At 67.0% G+C, this 8566-nt stretch carries 12 protein-coding genes; 4 read left to right on the top strand and 8 right to left on the bottom strand.

Features of this window, described 5'->3' with window-relative positions; translation table 11 throughout:
* Nucleotides 1-99: 99 nt before the first annotated feature.
* On the top strand, nucleotides 100-732 hold the full coding sequence (locus tag ABIB58_RS13200) for a hypothetical protein (RefSeq protein WP_354041386.1): 633 nt from the start codon (nucleotides 100-102) through the stop codon (nucleotides 730-732).
* Nucleotides 733-900: 168 nt separating this feature from the next.
* On the opposite strand, the gene ABIB58_RS13195 is transcribed toward ABIB58_RS13200, so the two are convergent.
* From ABIB58_RS13195 to ABIB58_RS13175, 5 genes are all read right to left on the bottom strand, one after another.
* The gene (locus ABIB58_RS13195; protein WP_354041385.1) at nucleotides 901-1863 is read right to left on the bottom strand and encodes a TraB/GumN family protein; all 963 of its coding nucleotides are present in this window, start codon (nucleotides 1861-1863) and stop codon (nucleotides 901-903) included.
* Between the two features lie 44 nt (nucleotides 1864-1907).
* Nucleotides 1908-2558 (bottom strand): hypothetical protein, encoded by a 651-nt coding sequence (locus tag ABIB58_RS13190; RefSeq protein ID WP_045809575.1) that lies wholly within the window; start codon nucleotides 2556-2558, stop codon nucleotides 1908-1910.
* Nucleotides 2555-2761 carry a helix-turn-helix transcriptional regulator gene (locus tag ABIB58_RS13185; protein ID WP_039244055.1) on the bottom strand — a complete coding sequence of 69 codons (207 nt, stop codon included), beginning with the start codon at nucleotides 2759-2761 and terminating at the stop codon, nucleotides 2555-2557. The genes ABIB58_RS13190 and ABIB58_RS13185 overlap by 4 nt, the downstream gene beginning before the upstream one ends.
* Before the next feature lie 3 nt (nucleotides 2762-2764).
* The gene (locus ABIB58_RS13180; RefSeq protein WP_052689435.1) at nucleotides 2765-3223 is read right to left on the bottom strand and encodes a hypothetical protein; all 459 of its coding nucleotides are present in this window, start codon (nucleotides 3221-3223) and stop codon (nucleotides 2765-2767) included.
* An 85-nt stretch (nucleotides 3224-3308) separates the two neighbouring features.
* Nucleotides 3309-4526: a DNA recombination protein RmuC gene (locus tag ABIB58_RS13175; RefSeq protein WP_045809574.1), complete on the bottom strand. Its 1218-nt coding sequence runs from the start codon at nucleotides 4524-4526 to the stop codon at nucleotides 3309-3311.
* A 120-nt stretch (nucleotides 4527-4646) separates the two neighbouring features.
* On the opposite strand from ABIB58_RS13175, the gene ABIB58_RS13170 reads away from it, so the two are divergent.
* Entirely contained in the window at nucleotides 4647-5009 is a 363-nt protein-coding gene (locus tag ABIB58_RS13170; RefSeq protein ID WP_052689434.1) for a hypothetical protein, read from the top strand.
* Between the two features lie 5 nt (nucleotides 5010-5014).
* Here ABIB58_RS13170 and recR read toward each other — a convergent pair whose 3' ends face one another.
* Together recR and ABIB58_RS13160 are read right to left on the bottom strand one after the other, a co-directional pair.
* Complete coding sequence (gene recR / locus ABIB58_RS13165) at nucleotides 5015-5617, bottom strand: recombination mediator RecR (RefSeq protein ID WP_045809573.1); 603 nt, start codon at nucleotides 5615-5617, stop codon at nucleotides 5015-5017.
* On the bottom strand, nucleotides 5617-5946 hold the full coding sequence (locus ABIB58_RS13160) for a YbaB/EbfC family nucleoid-associated protein (protein WP_039244052.1): 330 nt from the start codon (nucleotides 5944-5946) through the stop codon (nucleotides 5617-5619). The genes recR and ABIB58_RS13160 overlap by 1 nt, the downstream gene beginning before the upstream one ends.
* 155 nt (nucleotides 5947-6101) lie before the next feature.
* Here ABIB58_RS13160 and ABIB58_RS13155 point away from each other — a divergent pair, with 155 nt between their 5' ends.
* A complete protein-coding gene (locus ABIB58_RS13155) occupies nucleotides 6102-6716 on the top strand; it encodes a malonic semialdehyde reductase (protein WP_354041381.1) in 615 nt (204 codons plus the stop codon).
* Nucleotides 6717-6788: 72 nt separating this feature from the next.
* Here ABIB58_RS13155 and ABIB58_RS13150 read toward each other — a convergent pair whose 3' ends face one another.
* Nucleotides 6789-7523 carry a c-type cytochrome gene (locus ABIB58_RS13150; protein WP_039244051.1) on the bottom strand — a complete coding sequence of 245 codons (735 nt, stop codon included), beginning with the start codon at nucleotides 7521-7523 and terminating at the stop codon, nucleotides 6789-6791.
* A 142-nt stretch (nucleotides 7524-7665) separates the two neighbouring features.
* Between ABIB58_RS13150 and ABIB58_RS13145 the strand changes: the two genes are divergently transcribed.
* Complete coding sequence (locus ABIB58_RS13145) at nucleotides 7666-8388, top strand: 3-deoxy-manno-octulosonate cytidylyltransferase (protein ID WP_354041379.1); 723 nt, start codon at nucleotides 7666-7668, stop codon at nucleotides 8386-8388.
* Nucleotides 8389-8566: the final 178 nt, after the last annotated feature.

The following is an 8566-nucleotide window of genomic DNA, read 5'->3' as shown; positions in this document are numbered from 1 at the left end:
GCTGCGCGGCCCGGCCTGTTGCTCACCCCACGCTGCGAGGCGTAACTAACCCAAGGACTCTGGTCGCCGCTGGATGAAAACTCAGGGGCACGTCACCTCTTGGACGGTACAGGAAACGATGATGTAGACGTGATGTATGGCGTCGGGCAGCGCATCAGCACGCAATCCCTTGAGAGCCTTTCCACCAGACTTGCTAAATTATCCGCCGATGCCCACGACCACGGCATAGCATTGGCGCAAGGACTTCCTTCCCGCATCGATCCCCGTAGCTGGTCCACTGCGATCCAGCGCCTTCTGAACGGTCAAGCTCAACGAGCGGATTCAGGCGACTCCGACGCGCTTCCTCTCGTGGAACTTCGTATTCGCAAGAGGGATGCCGCTCTCCTGTCGGAACAGCTTGTCGACAGACCGCTAATGGGTTCTGCATCATGCAGGGACGCCGCCTTGGCGCTGGGCACATCGGGTCAGTTCGTCGCAGCCGCCGTTTCGGCCGGCCTTATAGAGGGCGATACAAAGAAGCGGGGCGCCGGCGTGTCCTTGGACAGCCTCAAGCAATTCCATGCGCGCTACATCCTGGCGTGTGAGATCGCCGCGCGCCTCGAATGCCGCCTTCATCAGGTGCGCAGCAGGCTGGATGTAGAAAACCTCGTCCCTATTCACACCGTCTATCGCGTGAGAATTTGGGAAAGGAGAGCCATCGAGGGTTTCCTCCGTGCTCATGAATCAATCTGATGAAATCGAATGCAGAACTGACTCAAGTTGATGAAAGCGCATCTGATTCCCGAAAAATTAGCTGAGATATTTCCCTTAGAATTCTGTTTGATCTTTTCATCGCTGAATCACATCGTATGAAAGTGGACAGCGAAGGCGCGACGTCGTCGCCGCGCCTTCCTTCCGACCTCAGTTCGCCGCTTCGACCGTCACGCCGCGCTTTTGCAGGATGGCCTGGACGCTGTCGTCGCCGGTCAGGTGGGCCGCGCCGACGGCGATGAAGGCGGTGCCGGAGCCTTCAAGCATCGTCTGGATCTGGTTGGCCCAGTCGGTGTTCCGATCAACCAGAACGGACTGATAGGGGGCCGGCGAGGCCTCCTTCATTTCCGTGATCGTGACGCGGTCCAGCGTCGCGACGTCGCCCCGGGCCCAGGCCTCGACCATTTCATCCAGCTTGGTGGCGGCGTTCTCATAGTCCTTCAGGGTCTCGCGCAGGAAAGCCAGCTGCACATCGTCGGGCAGGCCGGCCAGGATGCCGATCTGTTTGTCGATGGTCTCGAAGCCGTGGATCGGCTTGCCCGCCGCCTCGGCCCGCGCCTTCAGCACCAGCTCGACGCCGGACTTTGGGTCGTAGCCGGCCTTGATCAGCGGCGCGACCGACAGGCTGAGCGCCGCCAGCCAGGGCTTCATCGGTTGAAGCTGGGCGGCCGAGGCGCCCATGACCTGGGCGGCCGCGTCCAGTTCGGCGTTTTCTTGCGGCGTCAGGCGGCTGGACAGGGGCGTCTCGGGCGACAGACCATGCTGCTGGATCAGCGGCATGATGGCGGCCTGGTCGTCGGGGTTGCTGATCTCGAACCAGATGTCCGAGGCGCTGTCGAAGGCGGCCTCGACACGGGGGCTGGACCAGCCGGTCGTCGGGCGAAGCACATGGACCGAGCCGAACAGATACAGGGTCGAATCCGCATCCCTGACCACCCACAGGGCAGGGCCTTCGCCCTGGATCGGCGCTGGCGCGGCGGGCGCGGCGGTCTGGGCCAGGGCGTCGGCCGGGACGCCGGCGATGGCGACGAACAGGGCCAGGCCGCCGGCGACGCCCACGGCGCCGCGCGCCAGGCTGGAAACGGACGACAGAAGACGATCGGTGAAGGTCATGAGAGGTCTCGCTGTTTTCGAAAGGGAAGGAGAAGAAGGACCGATCAGGCCAGGCCGCGACGCACGCTGATCCACACGGAGCAGCCCAGATAGAGCGCCATCAGCACGGCGTAGATGTCCCAGGCCGTGATGGCGGGCGCGGCGCCCAGACGCTCGGCGGCGGCCCAGAAGAACAGGACCAGCTGGCCCGCAAAGAAGGTGACGGCCGCCGCCTCGATCACCGCCCGACGCAGAAGCTCGTCGGCCTGGCGATAGACGCGCACATTCATTACTGTGTGGAGCACCAGCAGAAGGCCGATGGCACTGAGGCCGAGCAGAGGATTGACGCCCGCCAGGCTGAAGACGACCGGCAGGGTCAGGATGACGCCGGAAAAGCCCATGACCAGCGCCTGAAACCGGGCCAGAGCCGTCTCATCCGGCGAGGCGGGACCGTCCAGATTATACATCCGGCCGAGGCGGTCGGGGTTCAAACTGACGTAAAGCGCCCACAGCGATCCCGCGACCAGGGCCAGACCGACCAGCATCGCCAGGCCATCCGACCAGCGCAAGTCCATGTCGGTCGGTCCGAATCCGCCGGGCGCGATCCTGGCCAGCCAGGCGCCGACGCCGTAACCGATCACCCCGAAGACGGCGCCGAAAACAAAGGCGCGAACCCAGCGCGGCCAGGATGCGGGAGAGAGGGTGGAAGGCTTCATTTCGTCGGCTCCTGATCGTCCGAGAAGATGGATTCGATGGGCTGGCCGAAGACGCGGGCGATCTTGAAGGCCAGCGGCAGGGAGGGGTCGTAACGGCCGGTCTCCAGCGCGTTCACGGTCTGGCGCGACACGCCCAGATGTTCGGCCAGCTGCGCCTGGCTCCAGTCGCGCTCGGCGCGCAGGACCTTGAGACGATTGTTCATGGCTCAGCCCCGCATCCGCGCCAGCCACCACCACACCCAGACGACGGTGTAGCCGATCAGGATGGGAGCGATCATCAAGGCGGCGCCGGCGGACACATAGTCGATGGGCGCACCGCCCGAGCCGATCTGGCGCGCGATGATGTCGCGCCACGGTCCGGCCGAGGACAAAATCAGGCCGACGCCGCTGACGCACATGCCCGCCGTGCCGCCCCAGTACCAGGCCGCCTTGTGCGCCTCCCGCGCAGCCTCATCGATCACGCGCATCCATTCGGCGCCGATCCACAGGGCGCCGGCCATGATGGCGGCGGCGAAGACTGCGGTCACGATCAGTTCGCCCATCTCGGGCGCGATCCATCCCGAACTGGAGGCGTAGCCGACCGCGATGCCGCCGAGGAAGGCGAACAGCAGGCCGCCGCCGAACGTGATCACCGTCGCCTTGATTACCGGCCGCCACTTGCGCATCCGTCAACACCCCTTGTCCTATTGACAAGCTACATTGACATTCCTGCTCGGACGCTGTCAAGCGCCCTTTCCACGCCGAGCCTTTTTATTCGACCTTGGCGGCGGCGATCAGTTCGGGACGGGCGATGGCGCGGGGCGCGGTTTCGACCGGCGTCAGATCCGGCAAGGCCTTGCCCTCGTGATCGACCTGCAGATCCTCGAACCGGCGGGCGGAGACCATGACCTGGCTTTCCAGCGAACCGACGAACTGATTGTACTTGCCGACGGCCGTATCCAGGGCGCGTCCGACGGCTGAGGCATGACCGCCCATGACCGACAGCCGCTTGTAGAGTTCGCGGCCCAGGGCGGCGACCTTGTCGGCATTGGCCGCCTGCTCTTCCGCGCGCCAGCCATAGGCCACGGCCTTGCACAGGGCGAACAGGGTCGAAGGGGTGACGATGACGACGCGGGAGGCCATGGCCTGGGTCATCAGGTCCGGCTCGTGGTCCAGAGCCGTGACCAGGAAGGCATCGCCGGGCACGAACAGGACGACGAAATCCGGGCTAGGCTTGAACTGGTCCTGATAGGCCTTGGACGACAGCTGGCGCACGTGGGTCTTCAGGCTGGCGGCGGTGCGCAGGCCGACCGAGCGGGCGCGCGCCTCCTCGTCGCCCTCTCCGTCGTCGAAGGCCAGCGGGACCTTGGCGTCGATCACGAACATGCCGCCGCCGGGCAGGCGGACGATGAAGTCGGGGCGGTTCTGGCGGCCCTCGTCGTCGGCGCTGGAGGTCTGTTCGGTGAAATCGAACCGCCCCGCCATGCCGGCGGCCTCCAGGACGTTACGGCACGTCTGCTCGCCCCAGCGGCCGCGACGGCCCGTATTGCCGCGCAGGGCCTCGGTCAGCTTGCGCGCCTCGTCGCGCGTGGCGGACGAGGCCGTCATCAGCTGGGCTAGTTGTTCACGCAGCCCCCCGGTCTCCTCAGAGCGCGTCTTCTCCAGCGCGGCGACATGCTCCTGAAACTTGGTCAGGGTGTCGGCGACGGGTTTCAGCTGGGCGGCCATCCGCTCGCGCGCCAGCTGATCCTGGGCGCGAAAGGTTTCGGTCGCGCGGCTGACCATCTGATCCGCCACGACCTGGGCCGACTGCGCGGCCTGGGCCTTGAGCAGTTCGCCCATGGTCACACGGCTTTCCTCGACCAGATCGATGCGGGCCTCCGCCGCCGCAAGCGCGCCGCTTGTCCTCTGCCAGCCCATATAGGCCCACAGAAAACCGCCCGCGAAGGCGGCGGCCAGGACAGCGAGGATCGGCACAAGCATGTTCATGCTCCGTTCCTAGCGGGAGTCGCCATCAATGAGAAGCGGGGCCCTTCCGGCGCCGCTTGCCCGGAACGTCGCCGTTGCGATGACGTTGGTGTCTCAGCCATTTGCACGAAGGACCCGCTCATGACCCCGGAAAAGCCCCACCGCCACGACACCGCCGCCGATGCGGTGCACGACGGCCGGCCGGTCGACGCCGAACTGGCGCGCAGCGGCCGCAAGAACCCGCGCATCGCCGTCATCCTGGCGATCTCGACGCTGGCGGCGGCCATTCTGCTGCTGGGCCTGTGGTTCGTGACCAACGGGGCGTTCGATTCAAAGAACGCGGAGACCGGGCCCGAGGCGGCCGCCGCCGAAACCCAAGCCTTCGCCGGCGACAGCCAGACGCCGCCGGCCGCCGATGCGCCGACGGATGAAACGGGCCGCGCCGTGCCGACCCCGACGGGCGAAGCGCCGAACGTCAACGCCCCGACGGTTCCTTCGAACTAACTCGGTCAGGCCGGGCGGCGGGCGCGAAGGGCCTGGACGATGGTGCCGTCGTCCAGCCAGTCCAATTCTCCGCCGACCGGCACCCCGCGCGCCAGCGAGGTGATCTCCACATCCGGACCGGCGATCCGCTCGGCGACATAGTGGGCGGTCGTCTGGCCATCGACCGTGGCCGGCAGGGCCAGCACGACCTCGCGCACGCCCCCGCCCCTGACGCGCCCGACCAGTTCCGTGACCCGCAGATGCTCGGGCCCGACACCGTCGAGAGCGGACAGCAGTCCGCCCAGCACATGATATTTGCCGCGAAAGGCGCCGGATCGCTCCATCGCCCACAGGGCCCCGGCCTCCTCGACCACGCAGATCAGACTGTTGTCTCGCGCTCCATCCGAACAGATGGCGCAGGGGTCGCGCGTATCCGGCGCGCCGCAAACCGAGCACGACACGACCTTTTCCGCCGTCTCGGCCAGCGACGCCGCCAGCGGGACCAGCAACTGCTCGCGTCGCTTCAACAGCGCCAGCGCCGCGCGCCGCGCCGAGCGCGGACCCAGGCCCGGCAGTTTGGCGAGAAGGGAGATCAGCCGTTCGATCTCCGGCCCGGCGGAGGCGGCCATCAGAACAGTTTCGGCATTCCGGGAATGTTCATCCCGGCCATGGGGCCTGCGGCCTCGCGCATCAGGGCGTTGTTCTGCTCATCCAGCTTGCGCTTGGCGTCGGCATGGGCGGCGACGATCAGATCGGCCAGGATTTCGCCCTCGCCCGGGCTCAGCAGGCTGTCGTCGATCTTGATGGCCGTAATCTCGCCAGGGCCCTTGAGGGACACCGAGACGAGGCCGCCGCCAGAAGAACCCTCGGCGATCGTTTCGGCCATCTTGGCCTGGGCGTCCTGCAGCTTTTGCTGCATCGCCTGGGCCTGCTGCATCAGTTGGGTCAGATCTTTCATGCCCTCTAGATAGGGCGAACCAAGCCTGGGCGACAGAGGGGTTGTGCGCGGTGCGCGATATCGAAACCCAGCCTTTCGAGATTGGCGCTTGCGGCTGTTTCAAAACACCCTAATTAGCACCCGTGCTCGTTGCTATTTAAGTCAGGACGCATCCCATGGCCTATGACGCTACTCATCAACGCGACGTCCCGCTGTCGGACGCCGCCCTGTCGCAACTGTTCACCGAGGCGCGTACGCGCAACGGCTGGACCGACCGCCCCGTCGCGCCGGAACTGCTGCACAAGCTGTATGACCTGACCAAGTTCGGGCCCACGGCGGTCAACGGGTCGCCCGCCCGCTTCGTCTTCGTCACGTCTCCCCAGGCCAAGGCCCGCCTGATCCCGCTGATGAGCGAGGGCAATCGCGACAAGACGCAGCAGGCCCCGGTGACGGTGATCGTCGGTCAGGACATGGATTTCCACGACCATCTCGACGCCCTGTTCCCCCACGCGCCGGGCGCCAAGGCCTGGTTCGCCGACGAGGCCGCTCGGCGTGAGACCGCCTTCCGCAACGCCTCGCTGCAGGGCGGCTATTTGACCATCGCCGCCCGCGCCCTGGGCCTGGATGTCGGCCCGATGTCCGGCTTCGACGCCGCCGGCGTGAAGGCCGAGTTCTTCCCCGACAGCCATGTCGAGCCGAACTATATCCTCAACCTCGGCTATGGCTCGGACGAGAACCTGTTTCCACGCTCGCCGCGCCTGTCGTTCGATGAGGCCGCGCAGATTCTCTGAGCCGAGCTCTCGGCCCGAAACGAAGAAGGGCGGCCCGTCGGGCCGCCCTTTTGTCGTTCATCGCCGGAACGATCAGGTGTTGGGGGGCGCAGACGCCGTCGCGGCGGGCGGGGCCGCCGGGGTCGCCTGAGACGCGGCGGGGGCGCCGGCGGCCGGGGTCGTGCCGGTCGCTTCCGTCGCCGCAGCGCCTTCGGTCACCGGGGCCTCGCCCGTCGCAGGCGCGCCGGCGGCCGGCGCGGCCGCGCCAGGCTGACGGGTGGGATCCGGCGCGGGGATGGCGAAGCCGCCCGAGCCCTGCGTGCGCAGCCAGGCGATCAGATTGATGCGCGTCTGGGTGTCGCGGATGCCGGCGAAGGACATCTTGGTGCCGGGCACATATTTGGCCGGGGCCGTGATGAAGCTGTTGATCTGGTCATAGCCCCAGGTCGGCGCCTCGGCCTTGTGCTTGGCCATGGCGTCGGAATAGGCGAAGCCCGGACGGTGCATGACCGGCCCGCCGACCACGCCCCACAGGTTCGGACCGATCTTGTCGGCGCCGCCCTGGTGCGCGTCATGGCAGGCTTGGCAACGCGCGAAGGCGGCCTCGCCGGCGGCCAGATCGGCGGTCGGCAGCACCGTGCCCCAGTCGGGCGCCAGTTCGGCGGCTTCACCGCCGGCGGCCTCTTCCGGCGCATCGACGAAATAGCCCATCTTTTCGGGGGCTTCCGAATGATAGACGAGGCCCGAGGCCTGCTGGACGACCAGGATGACGAACGCCGTCCCCAGAGCCGCGCCGAAAATCTTGTTCCACTTAAGATCGCCGCTCATACGCCTGGTCGTTTCCCTCTGCCGGCCGGGCCCCTCGAAAACACGCCCCGGACATAATCTTGCTTTGGCGTCTCTGGCACGGTAGCGCCGCCTTCGCAACCGGCCCAACGCGCGACGGGCCAGACAGGCGTCAGGGAAGTCGATGAATCCGTTGATAATGATACCGGCTCGCATGGCCGCCACCCGCCTGCCGAACAAGCCGCTGGCCCTGATCGGCGACACGCCGATGATCGTGCGCGCCTATCGCCAGGCCGAGGCCTCGGGCCTGCCGGTCGTGGTCGCCGCCGGGGATCCCGAGATCGTCGAGGCGGTGGAAGCCGCAGGCGGCCGCGCCGTCCTGACCGACCCGGCCCTGCCGTCGGGCTCGGACCGCATCCGCGCCGCCGTGGACGCCATCGACCCCGAGGGCGATTTCGACGCCGTCATCAACGTTCAGGGCGACATGCCCTTCGCCAGCCCGGGTCTGGCCGTCGCCTGCGCCGCCATCCTGCACGGCGAGCCGACCTGCGACATCGCCACCCTGGTCGCCGCCGAGGCCGAGGCGTCGGATCGGACCAATCCCGACGTGGTCAAGGCGGTGCTGGCCCTGGGCGAAGGCGAACGCCAGGCGCGCGCCCTCTATTTCACGCGCTCGACCCTATATGGCGACGCGCCCGTCTGGCGCCACATCGGCGTCTATGGCTATCGCCGCGAGGCGCTGAACCGTTTTTGCGCCGCATCGCCGTCGCCGCTGGAGAAGCGCGAGAAGCTGGAGCAGCTGCGCGCGCTCGAGATGGGCATGCAGATCTGGGCCGCCGTCATTGATGAAGCCCCCCTGTCCGTCGACAATCCGGCGGACCTTGAGGCGGCGCGGGCGCTGGTCTGACGCCGGAATTGCATCCGGCGAAAATGGTGCAATGGCGTGCAATTTCGGCGGGCAGGACTGTTTTTATTCAGGAATAGTTTGCGCCGAATTGCACCGGTGCAATTCCGTTTGCGATGCTGGTCGCGCGACGATGTCAAAGACCCGTCGGCATCATAGGCCGGGCCGGGGCCCTGTATGG

It is taken from the genome of Brevundimonas sp. UYEF29 (genome assembly GCF_040546195.1).
GTDB classification, from domain to species: Bacteria; Pseudomonadota; Alphaproteobacteria; order Caulobacterales; family Caulobacteraceae; genus Brevundimonas; species Brevundimonas huaxiensis.
This window is presented reverse-complemented; position numbering and strand designations above follow the sequence as displayed.